Source organism: Xanthomonas sontii (genome assembly GCF_040529055.1).
Taxonomy (GTDB): Bacteria; Pseudomonadota; Gammaproteobacteria; order Xanthomonadales; family Xanthomonadaceae; genus Xanthomonas_A; species Xanthomonas_A sontii.
In genome coordinates this window covers 565311-584737 of the sequence record NZ_CP132342.1, presented here as the reverse complement: position 1 = coordinate 584737, position 19427 = coordinate 565311, and the positions used below count along the sequence as shown (strand labels likewise).

General features: G+C 71.2%; 15 protein-coding genes. 9 read left to right on the top strand and 6 right to left on the bottom strand.

Features of this window, described 5'->3' with window-relative positions; all coding sequences use genetic code 11:
- The first annotated feature begins 72 nt into the window (after positions 1-72).
- Positions 73-1881, top strand: a complete 1809-nt coding sequence (locus tag RAB70_RS02585; RefSeq protein ID WP_148828903.1) for a DUF885 family protein — start codon at positions 73-75, stop codon at positions 1879-1881.
- A 57-nt stretch (positions 1882-1938) separates the two neighbouring features.
- Here RAB70_RS02585 and RAB70_RS02580 read toward each other — a convergent pair whose 3' ends face one another.
- The 4 genes from RAB70_RS02580 to RAB70_RS02565 are packed head-to-tail and all read right to left on the bottom strand — an operon-like array spanning position 1939 to position 8000.
- Positions 1939-5148: an efflux RND transporter permease subunit gene (locus RAB70_RS02580; RefSeq protein ID WP_148828896.1), complete on the bottom strand. Its 3210-nt coding sequence runs from the start codon at positions 5146-5148 to the stop codon at positions 1939-1941.
- A 10-nt stretch (positions 5149-5158) separates the two neighbouring features.
- Positions 5159-6355 carry an efflux RND transporter periplasmic adaptor subunit gene (locus tag RAB70_RS02575; RefSeq protein WP_148828895.1) on the bottom strand — a complete coding sequence of 399 codons (1197 nt, stop codon included), beginning with the start codon at positions 6353-6355 and terminating at the stop codon, positions 5159-5161.
- The gene (locus RAB70_RS02570; RefSeq protein WP_148828894.1) at positions 6352-7605 is read right to left on the bottom strand and encodes a TolC family protein; all 1254 of its coding nucleotides are present in this window, start codon (positions 7603-7605) and stop codon (positions 6352-6354) included. The genes RAB70_RS02575 and RAB70_RS02570 overlap by 4 nt, the downstream gene beginning before the upstream one ends.
- Before the next feature lie 56 nt (positions 7606-7661).
- Positions 7662-8000, bottom strand: coding sequence for a hypothetical protein (locus tag RAB70_RS02565; protein WP_017908581.1), 339 nt, complete (start codon positions 7998-8000; stop codon positions 7662-7664).
- A gap of 300 nt (positions 8001-8300) precedes the next feature.
- On the opposite strand from RAB70_RS02565, the gene rpmB reads away from it, so the two are divergent.
- The 4 genes from rpmB to RAB70_RS02545 all read left to right on the top strand — a co-directional run bounded on the left by rpmB (position 8301) and on the right by RAB70_RS02545 (position 11830).
- A complete protein-coding gene (rpmB, locus tag RAB70_RS02560; protein ID WP_010342733.1) occupies positions 8301-8537 on the top strand; it encodes a 50S ribosomal protein L28 in 237 nt (78 codons plus the stop codon).
- Between the two features lie 10 nt (positions 8538-8547).
- Positions 8548-8715 carry a 50S ribosomal protein L33 gene (gene rpmG / locus RAB70_RS02555; RefSeq protein WP_169411268.1) on the top strand — a complete coding sequence of 56 codons (168 nt, stop codon included), beginning with the start codon at positions 8548-8550 and terminating at the stop codon, positions 8713-8715.
- A gap of 160 nt (positions 8716-8875) precedes the next feature.
- On the top strand, positions 8876-10294 hold the full coding sequence (cls, locus tag RAB70_RS02550; RefSeq protein ID WP_043093812.1) for a cardiolipin synthase: 1419 nt from the start codon (positions 8876-8878) through the stop codon (positions 10292-10294).
- 111 nt (positions 10295-10405) lie between these two features.
- Positions 10406-11830, top strand: coding sequence for an FAD/NAD(P)-binding protein (locus tag RAB70_RS02545; protein WP_148828893.1), 1425 nt, complete (start codon positions 10406-10408; stop codon positions 11828-11830).
- Positions 11831-11992: 162 nt separating this feature from the next.
- On the opposite strand, the gene RAB70_RS02540 is transcribed toward RAB70_RS02545, so the two are convergent.
- A complete protein-coding gene (locus RAB70_RS02540; protein ID WP_148828892.1) occupies positions 11993-13510 on the bottom strand; it encodes an MFS transporter in 1518 nt (505 codons plus the stop codon).
- A gap of 115 nt (positions 13511-13625) precedes the next feature.
- Here RAB70_RS02540 and RAB70_RS02535 point away from each other — a divergent pair, with 115 nt between their 5' ends.
- From RAB70_RS02535 to RAB70_RS02520, 4 genes are all read left to right on the top strand, one after another.
- Entirely contained in the window at positions 13626-14507 is an 882-nt protein-coding gene (locus tag RAB70_RS02535) for a LysR substrate-binding domain-containing protein (RefSeq protein WP_148828891.1), read from the top strand.
- 70 nt (positions 14508-14577) lie between these two features.
- Positions 14578-16779 carry a DNA helicase II gene (gene uvrD, locus RAB70_RS02530; protein ID WP_043091413.1) on the top strand — a complete coding sequence of 734 codons (2202 nt, stop codon included), beginning with the start codon at positions 14578-14580 and terminating at the stop codon, positions 16777-16779.
- A gap of 194 nt (positions 16780-16973) precedes the next feature.
- Positions 16974-17291 (top strand): helix-turn-helix transcriptional regulator, encoded by a 318-nt coding sequence (locus RAB70_RS02525; RefSeq protein WP_223875660.1) that lies wholly within the window; start codon positions 16974-16976, stop codon positions 17289-17291.
- A 26-nt stretch (positions 17292-17317) separates the two neighbouring features.
- A complete protein-coding gene (locus RAB70_RS02520) occupies positions 17318-18577 on the top strand; it encodes a type II toxin-antitoxin system HipA family toxin (protein WP_170268143.1) in 1260 nt (419 codons plus the stop codon).
- Positions 18578-18795: 218 nt separating this feature from the next.
- Here the strand turns inward: RAB70_RS02520 and RAB70_RS02515 are convergent, their stop codons facing one another.
- A complete protein-coding gene (locus RAB70_RS02515) occupies positions 18796-19302 on the bottom strand; it encodes a hypothetical protein (protein ID WP_192578940.1) in 507 nt (168 codons plus the stop codon).
- Positions 19303-19427 lie beyond the last annotated feature (125 nt).

The following is a 19427-nucleotide window of genomic DNA, read 5'->3' as shown; positions in this document are numbered from 1 at the left end:
CCGGCCCACCCGCCAGGCCGGGCGGTGATGCGATCATCGACGATCCGTTCCCGTCGTGTGCCGTCCATGCCCATGCTCGCCAAGACCCCGCTGGCCATTTCCCTGCTGATCGCGTTCGCCGTGGCCACACCCGCACTGGCCGCACCGCCGGCGTCGACAGCGTCCAGTGCAACACCGGCCACGGCCAATGCCAGTGCCGCCGATGCGCGCTTCCAGGCCATCTACGAGAAGGAGTGGGCCTGGCGCCAGGCGCAGCTCGGCCAGGCCGACGAGGACAGCGACAGCAGTGTCGACAACCGCCATCTGCCCGACGTCGGCGCGGCGTCGCAGGCGGCGCGCCTGAAGGTGTGGGAGGACGTGCTGCGGCAGCTGGACACGCTCGATGCGGCCCAGCTTTCGCCCGAGAACCAGGTCAACCTGGCGGTGTACCGGCCGCAGGTGGAGAACCTGGCCGCGTCGGTGCGCCTGCGCGCCTACGAGATGCCGTTCAATTCCGACAGCGCGTTCTGGTCGGACCTGGCGTTCATGGCCCGGCGCACGCTGCGCACGCCCGACGAGTACCGCGCCTACATCGCGCGGCTGGAGGACGTGCCGCGCTACTTCGCGCAGCAGACCGACAACATGCGCGCCGGGCTCAAGCGCGGCTTCAGCGTGCCGCGCGCGGTGCTCGACGGCCGCGATGGCGCCATCGCCACCGTGGCCGAACTGAAGGATCCGACCGCCGCGGTGCTGTACACGCCGTTCAAGCAGATGCCGGCGCAGATTCCCGCCGCCGAGCAGGCGCAGCTGCGCGCGCAGGCGCAGGCGACGCTGCGCGACAAGGTGATCCCTGCCTACGCGCAGCTGCTGACCTTCTATCGCCAGGAGTACATGCCGCAGGCGCGCACCACGCTGGCGGCCGAAGCCCTGCCCGACGGCAAGGCCTACTACCGGCAGCAGATCCGCGAGTACACTACGCTGGACATGGACCCCGAGCAGATCCATCAGCTCGGCCTGCGCGAAGTGGCGCGGATCCAGAAGGAGATGGACGCGATCATCCAGCAGGTCGGCTTTCACGCGCCGGCCGGGCAGAAGACCTTCCCGGCATTCCTGCAGTTCCTGCGCACCGATCCGCAGTTCTACGTGAAGACGCCGCAGGAACTGCTCGATCGCGCCGCGTGGATCGCCAAGCGCGTGGACGGGGAGGTCGGCAAGTTCATCGGCACGCTGCCGCGCGGGCGCTTCACCATCGTGCCGGTGCCGGCGGACATCGCTCCGTTCTGGACCGCCGGCCGCGGCGGCGTCGGCACCTACTGGCTCAACACCTACGACCTGCCGTCGCGGCCGCTCTACAACCTGCCGGCGCTGACCCTGCACGAGTCTTCGCCGGGCCATTCGCTGCAGGGCGCGCTGGCCGAGGAGCAGGGCGCGCAGCCGGCGTTCCGCCGCGAGAACTATATCTCCGCCTACGGCGAGGGCTGGGCGCTGTACACCGAGAAGCTGGGCAAGGAGATGGGCATCTACGCCACGCCGTACGAGGACTTCGGCCGGCTCAGCTACGAGATGTGGCGCGCCTGCCGCCTGGTGATCGACACCGGCGTGCACCACAAGGGCTGGACCCGCGCGCAGGCGCAGGCCTACCTGCGCGAGCGCACCGCGCTCAGCGAGCACGAGGTCACCACCGAGGTCGACCGCTACATCTCCTGGCCGGGCCAGGCGCTGAGCTACAAGCTCGGCGAACTGACCATCCTCGACCTGCGCGCCGAGGCCGAGCGCGAACTCGGCCCGGACTTCGACATCAAGTCCTTCCACGACGCGGTGCTGCAGCAGGGCTCGGTGCCGCTGCCGGTGCTGCAGCAGCAGATCCGCGCCTACATCGCCGCGCGCAAGAAGAAGGCCTGATCGCTGCCGCGCAGGCCGGCGCCGCTTCCCGCGAGAAGCGCGCCGGCCCGTGCCGGATCAGCCCGCCACGCGCGGCCCGGCCACGCGTGCGGCAAACGTCGGCAAAACCAGCAATGTCAGCGCGGTGGTGGTGATCAGCCCGCCGATCACCACCGTCGCCAGCGGTTTCTGCACCTCCGCACCGGAGCCGCTGGCGATCGCCATCGGAATGAAGCCGACGATCGCGACCAGCGCGGTGGTCAACACCGCGCGGATGCGGCTGCCCGCGCCGTCGATCGCCGCCTGCAGCGGCAGGTCGCCGGCCTCCAGGCGCTCGCGGATCGCCTGCATCAGCACCAGGCCGTTCAAGGTGGCCACGCCGGAGACGGCGATGAAGCCCACCGCGGCCGACACCGAGAACGGCATGCCGCGCAGCAGCAGGGCCAGCAGGCCGCCGACCAGCGCCAGCGGCACGCAACTGAACACCAGCACCGCTTCCTTGACGCTGCGCAGGGCCATGAACAGCAGGCCGCCGATCAGCAGGAACACCACCGGCACCACGGTCGCCAGCCGCCGCTCGGCACGCTGCAGGTTCTCGAACTGGCCGCCCCAGGCCAGGTAGGCACCCGGCGGCAACGGCACGTCGGCCACCGCGGCCTGCGCCGCGCCGACGAAGCCGCCCAGGTCGCGGCCGCGCACGTTGGCCTGCACCACCACGCGGCGGCTGCCGTTGTCGCGGCTGATCTGGTTCGGCCCTTCGCTGACGGCGATGCGCGCCACCGACGACAGCGGGATCACCTGTCCGGTCGGCGTGGCGATCGGCAGCGCGGCCAACTGATCCGGATCGTTGCGCGCGGCATCGTCCATCCGCACCACCACGTTGAAGCGGCGGTCGCCCTCGAAGATCTTGCCGGCGGCGCGGCCGCCGATGCCGGTGGCCAGCGCGTCGCTCACATCCGCCGCGCTCAGCCCGACCTGCGCCGCCGCCGTGTGGTCGATGCTTACATCCAGCGTGGGCAGGCCGGAGATCTGCTCCACCCGCACGTCGGCCGCGCCCTCCACCGCGCGCAGCGTCGACGCGATCTGCTCGGCCACCTTCTGCAACTGGCCGAAGTCGTCGCCGAAGATCATCACCGCCAGGTCGGTGCGCACGCCGGAGATCAGTTCGTTGAAGCGCAATTCGATCGGTTGGCTGAACTCGAAGCTGTTGCCGAGCTGCTGTCCCGCCAGCGCCTCCAGGCGGGCCACCAGTCGCTCCTTGTCCAGCGCCGGATCGGGCCAGTTCTTGCGCGGCTTGAGCACGATGACGCTGTCGGAGATGTTGGTCGGCATCGGGTCGATCGCCGCCTCGGCGGTGCCGGTCCGCGAGAACACCGTTGCCACTTCCGGCTGCGCGGCGATGGCCTTTTCCAGCGCCAGCTGCATCGCCAGCGACTGTTCCAGCGAGGTGGACGGCACGCGCAGGGCCTGCATCGCCACGTTGCCTTCGTCCAGCGTCGGCATGAATTCGCGGCCCAGCATCGCGAACGCGCCGACGCCCGCCAGCAGCATCGCCACCGCACCGGCGGCGACCGTACGCGGATGCGCGACGGCGGTGCGGATCACCGGCGCGATGCGCGTGCGCAGCGCGCGGAGCAGCCATGTTTCGTGCGCGTCGTCGGTCGCATGCGCCGCGTCGTCCGGCAGCGTCGGCTCGCGCACCAGCAGCGCGGCCATCGCCGGCACGAAGGTGAAGGAAAACAGGAACGCACCGACCAGGGCCAGCATGAAGGTGGCCGCCATCGGCTGGAACGTCTTGCCCTCCACGCCTTCCAGGGTGAGGATCGGCGCGAACACCAGCAGGATGATCAACTGGCCGAAGGCCGCCGGCCGCGCCATCTTGCGCGCCGCCTCGGCGGCCACGCCCAGGCGCTCGGCGGTGGTCAACGCACGGCCCAGCGCGGCGCGGCGCTGGCCGAGCAACAGCAGGGTCGCTTCGATCACGATCACCGCCCCGTCCACCAGGATGCCGAAGTCCAGCGCGCCCAGGCTCATCAGGTTGCCGCTGATGCCGAAGCGGTGCATGCCGATCACCGCGAACAGGAACGACAAGGGAATCACCAGCGCGGTGATCGCGGCCGCACGCAGGTTGCCCAGCAGCAGGAACAGGATCACCACCACCAGCAGCGCGCCCTCGGTGAGGTTCCTGGCCACGGTCCTGATGGTCGCGTTGACCAGCACGCTGCGGTCCAGCACCGGCGCCGCCACGATGTCAGGCGGCAGCGACGCGTTCACCTGCGCCAGCCGCGCGGCCGCGGCTTGCGCCACAGTGCGGCTGTTGCCGCCGGCGAGCATCAGCGCGGTCCCCAGCACCGCCTCGTGGCCGCTGCGGCTGGCCGCGCCCAGGCGCGGGGCGCGACCGGAGGCGACCTCGGCCACGTCGGCCACGCGCACCACGATGCCGTTGCGGGTGGCCACCGGCGCCTGCGCCAGATCGTCGGCGCTCAGGGCCAGGCCGTCTGCGCGCACCACCAGGCCTTCGCCGGCACGCTGCACGAAGCCTGCGCCGGCCTGCACGTTGGCGCGCTGCAGGGCGGTGACCAGGTCGGCCAGGCCCAGGCCGTGCGCGGCCAGCCGCGCCGTGTCCGGATGCACCCCGTATTCCTTGACGTAGCCGCCGACCGTGTCGACGCCGGCCAGGCCGGGGCTGGAACGCATCTGCGGCGCGATGATCCAGTCCTGCACGGTGCGCAGATAGGTGGCGCGCTCCTGCGGCGTGCGCAGCAGTTCGCCTTCCGGCGTGCGATAGACCTCCCCGGCCTGCCAGCCCGCCGCGCCCGGCGGGGCCAGTCGGGACGGATCGAACGCGGTGAAGTCCACCGTCCACATCAGCACCTCGCCCAGGCCGGTGGTGACCGGCGACAGTTGCGGCGATGCTCCCTCCGGCAGGTCGTCCACGGCCGCGCGGATGCGTTCGGCCACCTGCTGGCGGGCGAAGTAGACGTCGGTCGCATCGGTGAAGATCGCGGTGACCTGCGAAAAGCCGTTGCGCGACAGCGAGCGGGTGGCGGTCAGGCCGGGAATGCCGGCCAGCGCGGTTTCCAGCGGGTAGGTCACCTGCCGTTCGATCTGCTCCGGGGTCAGGGCCGGCGCCACCGTGTTGAGCTGCACCTGGCGGTTGGTGATGTCCGGTACCGCGTCGATCGGCAGCCTGCTCAACTGGAACAGGCCCACGACGGCGAGCAGCGCGGCCAGCGCCACCACCAGCCAGCGGTGGCGCACGGCGGTGTCGATGATCAGCTTGAACATGGTCGCCTCCTCAGTGGCCGTGGTCGGCGTCGCCCTTGACCAGTTCGGCCTTGAGCAGGAAGGCGTTGGCGCCGACGATGCGTTCGTCGCCGCGCAGTCCGCCGAGGATCTCGATGCGGTCGCCGGCGCGCCGCCCGACCAGCACCGGCTGCGCCTTGAAGCCGCCCGCGACCGCCACGAACACCGCGTTGCGGCCCTCGACGGTCTGCACCGCATCGGCGGGGACGCTGAGCGCGCTGTCCTGGCCGTCGGCGACCAGCACCGCCGAGACCGGCGAGCCGGCCGCCGGCAGGGGCGCAGCGACCGGCATCGCGCGGATCACCGCGGCACCGCCCTGCTGGCGCAGGTCGGCCGCCGCCGCCGTGACCCGGGCGGCGAAGCTGCCGCCCGTCCCGCGCACCTCCAGCGCCATGCCGGGCGCGACCTGCGCCGCCAGCGCCGGCGGCGCGCTGAACACCAGCTCGTTCATCGCCGGATCGGCGACCTCGGCCACCACGCTGCCGGCGGCGACCACGCTGCCGGGCGTGACCTGCACGTTGCCGACGATGCCGGCCAACGGGCTGACGATGCGCACGCGGCCGCTGGCATCGGGGGCGCCGCTGGCCGCGGCCTGCGCCTGCGCGGCGGCAGCCTGCGCCCGCGCCGCCAGCGCCCGCGCGTGCGAGGTTTCCAGCTCCTGGCGGGCGACCACGCCCTGTTCGACCAGGGCGCGGTCGCGGGCATGCGCCAAGCCGGCGGCCTTGGCCTCGGCCGCGGCCGCCAGCGCATTGGCGCGGAACACCGCGGCCTCGCCGCTGACCACGATGGCCAGCGGCTGCTGCGCCTGCACCGCGTCGCCTGGCGCGACCAGCACGCGCTCGACCCGGCCGGTCACCGTCGAGGCGACCGAGGCGCGCGCGCCCACCGCCGGTTCGACCCGCCCGGCCAGGCGCACCGAGGCGCCGCCGCCGCGGCCGACCGCGACCACGTCCAGGCCGGAGGCGGCGATCTGTTGCGGCGTCAGCCGCACCACGTCGTCGGTTTCGGCATCCGCGTGGACAGTGGCATCGGTCTTGGCCACCGGTGCGTGGGCTGCGTCCTTGCCCTCGGCGCCATGGTCGTGGGCGTCATCGGCCGCCGGGGCGGCCTGCCTGTCGCCGGCGCAGGCGCCCGGCAGGAGTGCCAGCAGCAGGCTGGCGGCAAGGAAGATCGGACGGGACAGGTTCATTGGGCCTCCATGAACGGCGCGCGCCCTTCCAGGCGGGCCAGTTCGATTTCCGCCGCGACGCGCGCCAGGCGCGCGTCCACGGCAATGCCGCGCGCGGCGATGAGCGCAGCGCGGGTGCTGCGCAGTTCCAGTTGCGTGATGCGACCGGCGTCGACGCCGATGCGGGCCAGGCGGTAAGCCTCCTGCGCCGCCGCCACGCCGTCGTCGGCGGCGCGTGTGCGGCTGCCGGCGGCCTTCAGCGTGGCCAGCGCGGACACGCGGTCGGCGGCGCTGGTGCGACGTTGTCGCTCCAGTCGTGCCTCCGCCGCGCGCCGTTCGGCGCTGGCGGCACGGATGCCGCCGCGGTTGCGATCGAACAGCGGCAGGCTGAGGCTGACGCCGAGCGTGTAGGCGTGGGCGCGGTCTTCGCGGAACCGCGTCTGCGCGGCGGTCAGGCTCAGCTCGGGCAGGGCACGCTTGCGCTCCACCTCGACCTGGCGATCAGCAGCTTCGGCTTCCGCAGCGGCGATGCGCACTGGCAGCGCTGCCGCCTCGGTCGCGCGCGGCGGCGGCGGCGTGCGGTCGAGCAGGCTGCCATCGAGGGACTGCACCGGCGTCTCCAGCAGGGCGATCGCCGCCAGGCGCGCAAGCGCCGCGTCGCGGAACGCCTGCGCTTCATCCAGCGCCGCGGTGGCATCGGCCACTTCGCTGCGCGCCTGCACCGCGCGCAGTCGCGGCTCGCGGCCCTGCGCGACCATCGCCTCGACGGCGGCCGCATCGTCGCGGATCAGGCCCAGCGCTTCCTCGGCCAGCGCGTAGCGGCGCAGCGCGCTTTCGGCCAGCGCGTAGGCCGAGGCCACCTCGCCGGCGGCCTCGCTGCGGCTCTGCGTGCCGCGCAGGGCCGCAGCGTCGGCGTCGGCGCGGGCCGCGCGGATGCGCGCGCCGCGTTGGCCCCACAGTTCCAGCGGTTGCGACAGGGTCAGCGAGGTTTCGGCCCGGTCGGTGCCCGCATAAGTGCCGCTGCCCCAGGCGTTTTCGGTGGACCAGGACAGCGACGGGTTGGGCAGCGCCCGCGCCTGTTCGGCGCGCGCATCGGCGGCCTCGGTCAGCGCCGCGCCGACGCGGTTGCCGGGCAGTTGATCGAGACGTTGCAGCAAGGTGTCGTACGAAGGGGCGGTCTGCGCCATCGCCAGCGCGGCCGGGGCCAGGCCCAGCAGCACGGCGACGACCCGCCCGGCCGCGCGCGGCGGCCGACGTGTCGGAGTCGACATGAGGAAATTCCAGAGGTGAGGGAAACGGAAACCCGCGATCGCGGGACACGCTCAACTCACGCTCTGGGCGGGCGCTTCAATCCGTCCTGGACGACGCCTGCAGGGGAGGCGTCGACGGCCTGCATCCAGCGCGCCGGTCGCGGCGCGCCGAACACGGCGAGAGCGCTCGCCGGCAGGCTCAGATTCGAGTGGTGGCAATGGTTGTGGCTGCAGGCGCCGGCATGCTTGCCGTCGCTGTCCTCGCCATCGGCATGCGCCGCGGCGGGCGCGTGCACGGCGTCGGCCGATTCCGGCTCCAGCGCGCAGGCCAGCGCATCGGCCACCGGCACGACCACGAACGCCGCCAGCAGCAGCATCAGCAGGGAGGTACGCAGTGGACGGAACAGGCGGCGCATGGTCCGGGCGAGGCTAGCAAGCGGCTTGCGCCGGATACAATAGCAACGCCCGCCTGGTCCATCCGCCCGGACCTGCGCGCGGCGCCTGGTCCTGTGGACAACTTGCACAAGCCCTTGATCGCCTGCATAATGCGCGGCTCGCTGTGCCCGACGAGGTCGGGGCCGGCGGCCGGATGCGCGATCTCCGGCCGGCCTTTCCCAGCGTAACCGCTTGATTTCCCACGTCGCGTGGTGGCCGCAGGGCTGCCGGGGCCGCCGTCTCCCAGGCTATGGGCGACCAAACTACTATCGAGGTGCGCAATGTCCCGCGTATGCCAAGTGTCCGGCAAGCGTGTGCAGACGGGTAACAACGTCTCCCACGCCAACAACAAGACCCGCCGTCGTTTCCTGCCCAACCTGCACGAGCGTCGCTTCTGGGTCGCCAGCGAGAACCGCTGGGTCAAGCTGAAGGTTTCCGCGCACGCGCTGCGCACCATCGACAAGAACGGCATCGACACCGTTCTGGCTGAGCTGCGTGCGCGCGGCGAAAAGGTCTGAGGAGTAGAGCATCATGGCAGGCAAGCGCGATAAGGTCCGTATGATTTCCTCGGCCGGTACCGGCCACTTCTACACCACGGACAAGAACAAGAAGAACACCCCGGGGAAGATGGAATTCCTCAAGTACGATCCGGTCGTGCGCAAGCACGTCCTGTACAAGGAAGGCAAGATCAAGTGATCGGCTGATCCTCGGATCGCTGCTCACGTTGCACACGGAACCCGCCGCAAGGCGGGTTTCGTGCGTCTGGAGCAAGGAAAAAGCGCACCGCCGCTGCGGCCATGGTTGCGTTTGCCGGCGCAGTCCGCAGAATCGGGCGACCTGGGTTGCGAGGATCGCGATGCTGCCGGTCTGGTTGGAAGGCACGTGGCTGCTGGCGCTGGACTGGCTGATCCGGCTGGTGGCGCTGTTGTGGATCCCCACCCGCACCACGCCGGGCGCGGCGCGCAGCTGGCTGTTGCTGGTGGGCTTCGTGCCGTTGCTGGGGCTGCCGCTGTACCTGTTGCTCGGCCACCCCTGGCTGTCGCGCGAGCGCGTCCGCCGCCAGGCGCTGGCCTCGCAGGTGATCCGCGAGCAGCAGGTGCCGCTGACCGCGCTGCGCTGGGCGCCGCCGGCCGATACCGTGGTCGCCGAAGTGGTGCCGCTGGTCGAGCGCCAGGGCGACTTCATGCCGACCCACGGCAACAGCGTCGAGCTGCTCGACCGCTACGCACCCTCGCTGCAGGCGCTGATCGACGACATCGACGCGGCGGTCGAACGCGTGCACCTGCTGTACTACCTGATGTTCGACGACGCGGTCGGCGATGCGGTGAGCGCGGCGCTGCTGCGCGCGGCCGCGCGCGGCGTGCAGTGCCGGTTGTTGCTGGATGCGCGCGGTGGCCGCCGCGGCCTGCGCCGCTACCGCAAGCGCCTGCATGCGGCCGGGGTCGAGGTGCAGGCGCTGCTGCCGGGCGGGCTGCGCTGGCGCCGCAGCGGCCGCATGGATCTGCGCAACCACCGCAAGATCGCGGTGATCGACAACCGCGTCGGCTACATCGGCTCGCAGAACTTGGCCGAACCGCAGTTCGTCCCCGGCCATCCCAACCGCGAGCTGGTGGCGCGGGTGCAGGGGCCGGTGGTGGCGCACCTGGAAGCGGTGTTCGCCAGCGACTGGTTCATCGAGACGGGGCAGCGCCTGAGCGTGGTCGCGCCCGGCTCCATCCACGGCGGCGGCGTCGCCGCGCAGCTGTTGCCCAGCGGGCCGGCGTACCCGTTCGAGAACGCCCGCGACACGGTCAACGCGCTGATCCATCTGGCGCGGCGGCGCATCGTCATGGTCACGCCATACTTCGTGCCGGACGAGGCCACGCTCAGCGCGCTGCGCATCGCCGCGCTGTCCGGGGTGGACGTGCAACTGATCCTGTCCGAGAGCAACAACCAGCGGCTCACCGCCTGGGCGCAGGAGGCGTATTACGACGAACTGCTGCGCAGCGGGGTCAAGATCGCGCTGTACCGGCCGTGCTTCCTGCACGCCAAGCACCTGAGCGTGGATGAGGGCATCGCCCTGGTCGGCTCGATCAACCTGGACATCCGCTCGTTCGCGTTGAATGCCGAGGTCGGCATGCTGTGCTACAGCGCCGCGGTGGTGCAGCGGCTGCGTGCGGTGGAGGCCGACTACCTGGCCGACGCGCGGGTGCTGACGCTGCAGGACTGGCGCAAGCGGCCGGCGTGGCGGCGCAGCCGCGAAGGCATCGCGCGCCTGGCCGATGCGCTGATGTGACGCATGCCGATGACAGGCGCATGACGCGCTCATGCGCGATCGGTGCCGGCACATGCACCACGGTTCTCAGCCGCGGGCCGGGCCGGTGGGGGCTTCCCTTACAATCGCGGCATGAATGAGCTTGTGCCCAGCGAACCGGCCGACGACGACTGCGACATCGCCATCGTCGGCGGCGGCGCGGCCGGCGTGCTGGTCGCGCTGCAGTTGCTGCGCCAGGCCGGCACCGCGCTGCGCGTGCAATTGATCGAATCGCAGCCGGCGCTGGCGCAGGGCGTGGCCTATGCGACGCCCTGCGCCGAACACCTGTTGAACGTGACGGCCGGGCGCATGAGCGCCTTCGCCGACGCGCCCGAAGACTTCCTCGACTGGCTGCAGCAGCAGGCGTTGTATCAGCAGCTGTCGCGCGCCGCACTGGCCGAGGCCTATGTGCAGCGTCGCCATTACGCCGCCTATCTGCGCGCACGCCTGTGGCAGGCGCAGACCGCCGGGCCGGCGCGCCTGCAATGGCGCCAGGCGCGGGTGCTGGCGCTGCATCCGCAGCCGACCGGCGCTCAGATTCTGCAATTGCACGACGGTGGACAGCTGCATGCCGGTGCCACCGTGCTGGCGCTGGGCAACAGCCTGCGTCCGCTGCCGGCGCGCGGTGCCCCCAGTCTCGACGCGCCGTCGCGGATCGAGGCCTGGGACTATGCGCAGTTGCAGGCGATTCCGCGCGAGGCCACGGTGTGCATCGTCGGCTCCGGGCTGAGCATGGCCGACAGCGTGCTGACGCTGCTGGCCAATGCGCACCGCGGCCCGGTGCACGTGGTCTCGCGGCACGCCTTGCTGCCGTTGCCGCACGCCGCGCATGGCGCGCCGGCCGATTTCGATGCGCAGGCGTTGCTGGCGATGCCGCTGCGCCAGCGCGTGCGCGCGCTGCGTCGCCACGCCGCCGCGGCACAGGCGCAGGGCCGGCCCTGGCAGAGCGTGATGGACCGGATACGCCCGCTGAGCCAGGCACTGTGGCAATCGCTGTCGGTGACCGAGCAGCGCCGCTTCCTGCGCCACGTGGTGCGCTACTGGGACGTGCACCGGCATCGCATTGCCGCGCCGGTGTTCGCGCAATTGCAGGCGATGCGCCGGGTCGGTCAGTTGCGCCTGCACCGCGCGCGGCTGGATACGGTATTCCCGGTCGGCGCCTGCGTGCAGGTCAACGGCATGGGCGCCGACGGCGTGCCGCTGCAGCTCGACGCGCACTGTGTGATCAATGCCACCGGCGTCGAACTGCGCGCACAGACCATGCGCAATCCGCTGCTGCACCAGTTGCTCGGCTGCGGCCATGCGCAGCCGGGCCCGCACGGCATCGGCGTGGGCAGCGCCGCCGACGGCGCGCTGCTCGACGCCGACGGCCGCGCCACGCCGCGGATCCGCGTACTCGGCAGCCTGCGCATCGGCAGCCTGTGGGAAAGCCTGGCGATTCCCGAGCTGCGGGTGCAGGCGCAGCAGACCGCGCAGGCGCTGCTGGCGCTGGAGCTGCCGGTAGCCACCGTCCATTGACCGCTGCGGCGCATGCCGGCCGCGGTTGCGCGCGGCGCAGCTGCGACTCATGACTACGGTAACGCCCGTCGCGGCTGAAGCCGCTCCAACAGGGACAGGCCTTTGCGTCGTTTCTAGCTGCGGCCTGCATTGCCGGTCCTACAGGCGGGTCTCCTAACGCGATCAAAGGCCCCCATCCACCGCGTGTTGCGGCGTGCGCCCGAGCAACAGGCAGATCGCGATCGCCGCCAGCGCGGTGATCGCCGCCAGCACCCGGGTGAGCGTGCCGAAGGCCGCCGCGTAGGCCAGCCGCAGTTGCGTCGCGGACAGCGCGCCCTCGGCCATGGAGGCGGACAGATCGCCGGCGACCAGCCGCTGCGCGGTGTCCGCCAGGGCCGCGTGCGGCAGCAGCGGCGCGACCGCGGCCAGCCGCACCTGCAGCAGCGCCGCAAGCAGGGCCGCCACGCTGGCCAGGGCGATGCCTTCGCCGGCCACGCGCAGCGTGCCGAACAGGCCGGCGGCCATGCCGGCGCGTTCGATCGGCACCACGCTCACCGATAGCGCATCCATCAGGCCCCAGGGCAGGGCGGTACCGGCACCGATCAACAACAATGCCGGCAGCGCCTGCGCCGGGGGCCGCGCGCCGAGCCAGCACAGGCCGGCCGCGGCCGCCGCCAACCCGGCTGCCGACAGCCAGGCCGGGGCGATGCGCTGCGCCAGCACCGCGGCCAGGCTCGGCACCAGCAGCATCGGCGCCGACAACGCCAGCAGCGTCAGGCCGGCGCTGGCGGCGGGCGTGCCATCCACGCCGATCATGCGCAGCGGCAGCAGCACCAGCAGCACCACGTAGCTGGTGCAGGTGGCGACCGGCAGCAGCTGCACGCCGACGAAGCGCCGGTAGCGGAACAGGCGCAGGTCCAGCAGCGGATGCCGGCGGCGCCGTTCGATGCACACGAAGCCGAGCAGCAGCAGTGCGGCGGCACCGAGCAGGACCAGCGTCGCGGCGCTGCCCCAGCCGCTGTGCGGGCCCTGGATCAGGCCGGCGGTGAACAGCGCCAGCGCCGCGCTGAAACACAGCGCGCCGACGCGATCCGGCGGGCCGGCGGCCGGATCGCGCGAGGCCGGCAGCCAGCGCGCGGCCAGGGCCCACGCCAGCGCCGCGAACGCGGCCACGCCGAAGAAGATCGCGCGCCAGCCCAGCCGTTCGCTCAGCGCGCCGGCGGCCAGCGGGCCGAACGCCAGGCCGGTGCCGAAGGTGGTGCCGAGCAGGCTGAACGCGCGCGTGCGCGCCGCGCCGGTGTACAGCTGGGCCAGCGCCGCGGTGCCGGCGGCGAGCGCGGCGGCGGCACCGACGCCCTGCAGCGCCCGCCACAGGTCGATCGCCGCGACCGAGCCGGCCACGGCCACGCCCAGGCTGGCGCTGGCGAACAGCGCCAGGCCGACGAGGAACACCCGGCGCCGCCCATGCCGATCGGCGAGCGCGCCGGCGGCCAGCAGCAGGCTGCCGAAGCTGAGCATGAAGGCGTTGGTGATCCAGGCCAAAGCCAGCGCGCTGCCGCCCAGGGCCGCGCCGATCGCCGGGGTGGCGACGGCACCGCCGGAGAAGTTCAGCGGCAGCGCCAGGGCGGCCAGGCACACCGCGGCCAGGGCGGCGCCGCGGCGCGGCAGGACAGTGGAATCGGGAGGCGAAGCGGAGGTCATCGGAGCGGCTCTGGCGGCGGATGTCGGAAGGCCACTAGAGATACCGGGGCGGCAATTCGCGAAAAAGGCCGCGATCCTCCGCGCTTTGCGGAATGGAACGCTCTAATATCGCCAGATGGATCGCCTCACCGGCATCGTCGCCTTCGTCCGGGCCGCCGAACAGCGCAGCTTCGTCGGCGCCGGCCGCGTGCTCGGCATCTCGGCCTCGGCGGTGGGCAAGAGCGTGGCCGGGCTGGAGCGCGCGCTCGGCGTGCGCCTGCTGCAGCGGACCACCCGCCGCATCGCGCTGACCGCCGAGGGCGCGTTGTTCCTGGAGCATTGCCAGCGCGTGCTGGCCGACCTGCGCGAGGCCGAGGACGCGCTGGCGCAGACCCGGCAGGCGCCGCGCGGGCGGCTGCGGGTCGGCCTGCCGACCATCGGCTACCGCTTCCTGGTGCCGCTGCTGCCGGAGTTCCGCCAGCGCTATCCGGACGTGGAGCTGGACCTGGAGTTCGACGACCGCGTGGTCGACCTGCTCGAACACGGCCTGGATGCGGTGATCCGCAGCGGCGTGCAGGCCGACTCGCGGCTGCTGGCGCGGCGCCTGGGGCCGTTCCGCTTCTGCCTGTGCGCGGCGCCGGACTACCTGCGCCGCCGCGGCGTGCCGCAGACCCCGGTGGAGCTGGCCGCGCACGATGGCGTGCTGTTCCGCGTGCCCGATACCGGCAAGCCGCAGGACTGGCCGCTGGCGGAACCGGCGCCGCTGCCGCCGGCGGTGCTCACCTGCAACAACATGGAGGCGGTACGCGCCGCGGCGATCGCCGGCCTGGGCATCGCCTGCATGCCGGCGTTCCTGGTGCAGGACGCGTTGGCCGCTGGCCGCCTGCAGCCGGTGCTGGACGCGCACCTGGCCGACGGCGGCGCGTTCTTCGTGGTGTGGCCGTCGCGTCGGCAACTGTCGCCGAAGCTGCGCGTGTTCGTGGATTTCCTCGCCGAACGGCTGTTCCGCACCGATTGACGCCACGTCGTGTGCCGGGCGGCGCGCGCTGTCGCAGCCGCTGCGCCGCCGCACCGGCTAAAATGCGCGGGTGGATGTCTCTCATTTGCTCGACGATCTGAACCCCGCCCAGCGCGAGGCCGTTTCCGCAGCGCCCGGCCACTACCTGGTCCTGGCCGGCGCCGGCTCCGGCAAGACGCGCGTGCTCACCCATCGCATCGCCTGGTTGCACCAGGTGCATGGCGTGCCGGTGCACGGGATCCTGGCGGTCACCTTCACCAACAAGGCCGCGGGCGAGATGCGCCACCGCGCCGACCTGCAGTTGCGCAACGGCAGCCGCGGCATGTGGATCGGTACCTTCCACGGCCTGGCGCACCGCCTGCTGCGCCTGCACTGGCAGGACGCGAAGCTGCCCGAGAGCTTCCAGGTGCTCGACGCCGACGACCAGCTGCGGCTGGTCAAGCGCGTGGTGCAGCAGCTGGAGCTGGACGAGGGCAAGTACCCGCCCAAGCAGATCGTGTGGTGGATCAACCAGCAGAAGGACGAGGGCCGCCGCGCCCAGCACATCCAGCCGGAACCGCGCGACGAGTGGGTCACCACCCTGCGCAACGCCTACGCGTTGTACCAGGAGCGCTGCGACCGCGCCGGCCTGGTCGACTTCGCCGAACTGCTGCTGCGCGCGCACGAACTGCTGCGCGACACGCCGGCGCTGCTGGCGCACTACCGCGCCCGCTTCGGCGAGATCCTGGTCGACGAGTTCCAGGACACCAACGCCATCCAGTACGCCTTCGTGCGCGTGCTCGCCGGCGACAGCGGCCACGTGTTCGTGGTCGGCGACGACGACCAGGCGATCTACGGCTGGCGCGGCGCCAAGGTCGAGAACGTGCAGCGCTTCCTCACCGATTTCCCCAGCGCGCAGACCATCCGCCTGGAGCAGAACTACCGCTCCAGCGCCAACATCCTCAACGCCGCCAACGCGGTGATCGCGCACAACCCCGACCGCATCGGCAAGCAGCTGTGGACCGATTCGGGCGACGGCGAGCCGATCGACCTGTACGCCGCCTACAACGAGGTGGACGAGGCGCGCTACGTGGTCGAGCGCGTGCGCCAGTGGGTACGCGACGGCGGCAGCTACAGCGAGGCGGCGGTGCTCTACCGCAGCAACGCGCAGTCGCGCGCGTTCGAAGAGGCGCTGATCGCCGAACAGGTGCCGTACCGGGTCTACGGCGGCATGCGCTTCTTCGAGCGCGCCGAAATCAAGGACACCCTGGCCTATCTGCGCCTGGTCGCCAATCGCGCCGACGATGCGGCGTTCGAGCGTGCGGTCAACACGCCGCCGCGCGGCATCGGCGACCGCACCCTCGACGAGGTGCGACGGCTGGCGCGCGCGCAGTCGCTGTCGCTGTGGGCAGCGGCGCGACAGGCCGCGCAGCAGGGCGGCGACCTGGCCGCGCGTGCGCGCAACGCGCTGGGCCAGTTCCTCGGCCTGATCGAGCAACTGGCCCTGGACGTGGCCGGGCTGCCGCTGCCCGAACAGATCGACCAGGTGCTGGCGCGCTCCACCCTGCGCGAGCACTGGGGCAAGGAGAGCCGCGGCGGGCTGGACTCGGAATCGCGCACCGACAACCTCGACGAACTGGTCTCGGTGGCCTCGCGCTTCGTCCGCGCCGACGGCGACGAGGACGCCGACGAAGGCCGCCAGGCGATGACCGAACTGGTCGCGTTCCTGGCCTACGCCTCGCTGGAGGCCGGCGAAGGCCAGGCCCAGGCCGGCGAGGAGGGCGTGCAGTTGATGACCCTGCACTCGGCCAAGGGCCTGGAGTTCCCGATCGTGTTCCTGGCCGGCATGGAAGACGGCCTGTTCCCCAGTGCGCGTTCGCTGGAAGAGAGCGGGCGCCTGGAGGAAGAGCGGCGCCTGGCCTATGTCGGCATCACCCGCGCCCGCCACAAGCTGGTGCTGAGCTATGCCGAGTCGCGGCGCATCCACGGTCAGGACAACTACAACGTGCCCTCGCGCTTCCTGCGCGAGATCCCGCGCGAACTGCTGCACGAAGTGCGGCCGAAGGTGCAGGTGTCGCGCAGCGCCTCGCTGGGCGCGCCGCGCAGCCTCGGGCACAGCGTGATCGAGGCCCCGGCGATCAAGCTCGGCGCCAACGTACAGCACCCCAAGTTCGGCGGCGGCGTGGTCATCGACTACGAAGGCAGCGGCGCCCACGCCCGCGTGCAGGTGCAGTTCGACGAAGCCGGCGCCAAGTGGCTGGTGATGGCGTACGCCAATCTGACCCTGTTGTAGGTGCGCTCTTCGGTCCCGTCTGCGGACGCGGCGGGATGGCGACATGCTCGACGTTCTAAATGTCTTCAATAGAAGACTTAAAGATGCATAAGATTCATAATTGAAGACTATTCTTCGATTTGCGGCCGATGTCTGTCGCGGTATGATGTATCCGATTAATTGCATAAACGCTGTTTGCGTATCGGATTGAAGACATGGCTGCTTACGACAGGTTGTCGCCATTGGCGAGCTCGGCCATCACGTCGCTGGGAGACGTCATTCGTCGCGGCCGTAGAGCCCGGACGATGACCCAGGAGGAACTGGCCGAGCGTGCCCGGGTCAGCCGTCTGACCGTCCTCAAGATCGAATCGGGCAATCCCGGCGTCGCCATCTGGGCGTGGGTCAGCGTCATGGAAGTGCTGGGCCTGCTTGGCACATTGCAGGCATTGCACGATCCGGTGGCGCAGGCCATGGATGCGGCGCACGGACGTCGGGTGCGCAAGCGCGATCTGCGCAAGAAACTGGATTTCTGACGATGCCTGTCCACGAACGTTACGTCATGATCCGCCTTGAGGGAGCCGATCAGGACGTGCCCGCAGGGCTGCTGACGCTGGTGGAAACGCACGCCGCATCAGTCGGTAGCCGGTTTGCCTATGGCATGCGTTATTCCCGCCGCCCCGGCGCCATCGACGTCGATCCCCGCAGCCTGCGCCTGGACGAAGTAGCGCCCGGTATCGAGGTCGCCCCGCCGGGCGATCTCGCCCTGTTCGGCGCCATCCGCGATGCCCTTCCCGATGCCTGGGGCCGGCGCGTGCTTGCCAACACGCTGCGCATCCAGGAAGGCCAACTCAACGACCGGGTGCTGATCGACAATTCCAGTCCCAACCGCAGCGGTGCCCTCGACTTCCGTCGCAGTCCCGAAGACGCGCCGCGCGACAGCGGTCTGCTGCGGCCGATGCATCTGGATCACCTGCTCGATGCCGCCGAGCGAATCGAAGAGGGCGAGTCCGTTCCGCAACACTTGCTCGAGCTGCTGGGCGAGGCGCCCACGCTCGGCGGCATGCGGCCCAAAGCGGTGCTGGTCGATCAGGGACGGCAGTGGTTGGCCAAGTTCCCGACCCGGCGCGATCCGTTCGACATTCCCTTGATCGAGCACGCCACGCTGGAACTGGCCCGTCTTGCCAAGATGGATGTTCCCGACACCCGGCTGATCGATGTGCCAGGTCGCGGGACGGTGATGATGATTGCGCGCTTCGATCGCGGCACCGAGGCCGAGGGCTATCGCAAATGGCATATGGTCAGTGCGCTGACGGCGCTGGGCGTGCATGAAATGGATTCGCCTAAGATGGCCTATGCGGACATCGCCGACGCGCTGGGCCGGCTGGGTGCGGCGGGACAGGTGACTGCCGATCGCCACGAACTGTTCCGGCGCATGGTGTTCAACATTCTGGTCTGCAACGACGACGACCATCTCCGCAACCACGCGCTTGTGCACCGTGGCGACTTCGGGGGCTGGCGCCTGAGCCCGCTCTACGACGTGGTTCCCAGGCCGAGCGGCGGCAGCGAGCGCTTCCTGCACCTGGGGATCGGCGCACAGGGGCGCCTGTCCACGCTCGACAACGCGCTCACGCACTGCGCGAGGTTTGCCCTCACCACCGCGGCCGCGGCAGCGGTGATCGATGAGGTGGCGGGCGTGGTGCGCGAGTGGAAAGGCCACTTCGAGGCGCAAGGCGTACCTGGTTCGCAGATCGACAAGGTGCAGAACGCATTCCGGCGGCCATCGCAGATCGGCCTGGCGCAAGTGAACCGGTTCCTGTAACGCGGTCTGCCGCTCGCGGCGGGCTGGCGCGACTGGCCGGGCAGGACGGGCATCTACGCAGGGAGCATCCATGGTCTTGCTCCATGGTCCCTACGTCAGCGACCGCGGCCGCGCCAGGACGACAGGCGATGACCGAGCTGGTTGGGTTCCTGGCCTGTACCTCGCTGGAGAGCTGCGTAGGCCAGTACCGGTCTGACATGCCGCGCCCGGCGCGTGCGTCAGCGCGAAGACGGCGTGGCAGACGCCGCGACGCGGGTGAAGTAGTTGGTGCGCATCGTCGGCGTGCCGTCCGGCGCGAACGCGGAGACCGTCTCGGTCATCGAGCGTCCGTCGGCGGCGACGGTGTAGATGCGGGGCAAGGCCACGCTCCTGTCCTTGGACAGCATCATCGCCAGCACGTTGGGCGCGGGCATCTGCAGCGCGAAGACATCGGCCTCGAAGTTGTTCTTCACCGGCGTGGCGCGGCCATCGAGCGCGGCGACGCCTTCGGCATGCATGGTGCCGCCGCCCTGTTCGGCAATGTCGACCTTGACCGCCCACTTGCCCTTGCCCGCCTCGCTGAAGCGCAGGGTGACCGCCTTGGGCCGATCCTGGGGCGCCCGATCCAGGCGCGCCACGTCCACGGCCCAGTTACCGAGCAGGGGCGAGGGCGCAACGGGTGCGGCGGATGCGGACAGACACGGCGACAGCAGCGCCGCGAGCGCGACGGCGAACAGCAGTTTCATGCGACCTCCCGGGAATGGTGTGCGGCGATGAGGACAGCCAATGGTGTGCGCTGCGCGCGTTCGCTCGGTCGACCGTGCCGGGGTGCCGAAGAGCGCATCCGTGCGGCGGCATGACCGTCCTGCTC

What these genes read in the sequence shown, in the direction of transcription:
- RAB70_RS02545 (WP_148828893.1), top strand. Translation starts at nt 10,406, where the DNA reads ATGAATGAGCTTGTGCCCAGCGAACCGGCCGACGACGACTGCGACATC.
- rpmB (WP_010342733.1), top strand. Translation starts at nt 8,301, where the DNA reads ATGTCCCGCGTATGCCAAGTGTCCGGCAAGCGTGTGCAGACGGGTAAC.
- RAB70_RS02540 (WP_148828892.1), bottom strand. Translation starts at nt 13,510, where the DNA reads ATGACCTCCGCTTCGCCTCCCGATTCCACTGTCCTGCCGCGCCGCGGC.
- cls (WP_043093812.1), top strand. Translation starts at nt 8,876, where the DNA reads ATGCTGCCGGTCTGGTTGGAAGGCACGTGGCTGCTGGCGCTGGACTGG.
- RAB70_RS02575 (WP_148828895.1), bottom strand. Translation starts at nt 6,355, where the DNA reads ATGAACCTGTCCCGTCCGATCTTCCTTGCCGCCAGCCTGCTGCTGGCA.
- RAB70_RS02580 (WP_148828896.1), bottom strand. Translation starts at nt 5,148, where the DNA reads ATGTTCAAGCTGATCATCGACACCGCCGTGCGCCACCGCTGGCTGGTG.
- RAB70_RS02565 (WP_017908581.1), bottom strand. Translation starts at nt 8,000, where the DNA reads ATGCGCCGCCTGTTCCGTCCACTGCGTACCTCCCTGCTGATGCTGCTG.
- RAB70_RS02570 (WP_148828894.1), bottom strand. Translation starts at nt 7,605, where the DNA reads ATGTCGACTCCGACACGTCGGCCGCCGCGCGCGGCCGGGCGGGTCGTC.
- RAB70_RS02535 (WP_148828891.1), top strand. Translation starts at nt 13,626, where the DNA reads ATGGATCGCCTCACCGGCATCGTCGCCTTCGTCCGGGCCGCCGAACAG.
- RAB70_RS02525 (WP_223875660.1), top strand. Translation starts at nt 16,974, where the DNA reads ATGGCTGCTTACGACAGGTTGTCGCCATTGGCGAGCTCGGCCATCACG.
- RAB70_RS02515 (WP_192578940.1), bottom strand. Translation starts at nt 19,302, where the DNA reads ATGAAACTGCTGTTCGCCGTCGCGCTCGCGGCGCTGCTGTCGCCGTGT.
- RAB70_RS02585 (WP_148828903.1), top strand. Translation starts at nt 73, where the DNA reads ATGCTCGCCAAGACCCCGCTGGCCATTTCCCTGCTGATCGCGTTCGCC.
- RAB70_RS02520 (WP_170268143.1), top strand. Translation starts at nt 17,318, where the DNA reads ATGATCCGCCTTGAGGGAGCCGATCAGGACGTGCCCGCAGGGCTGCTG.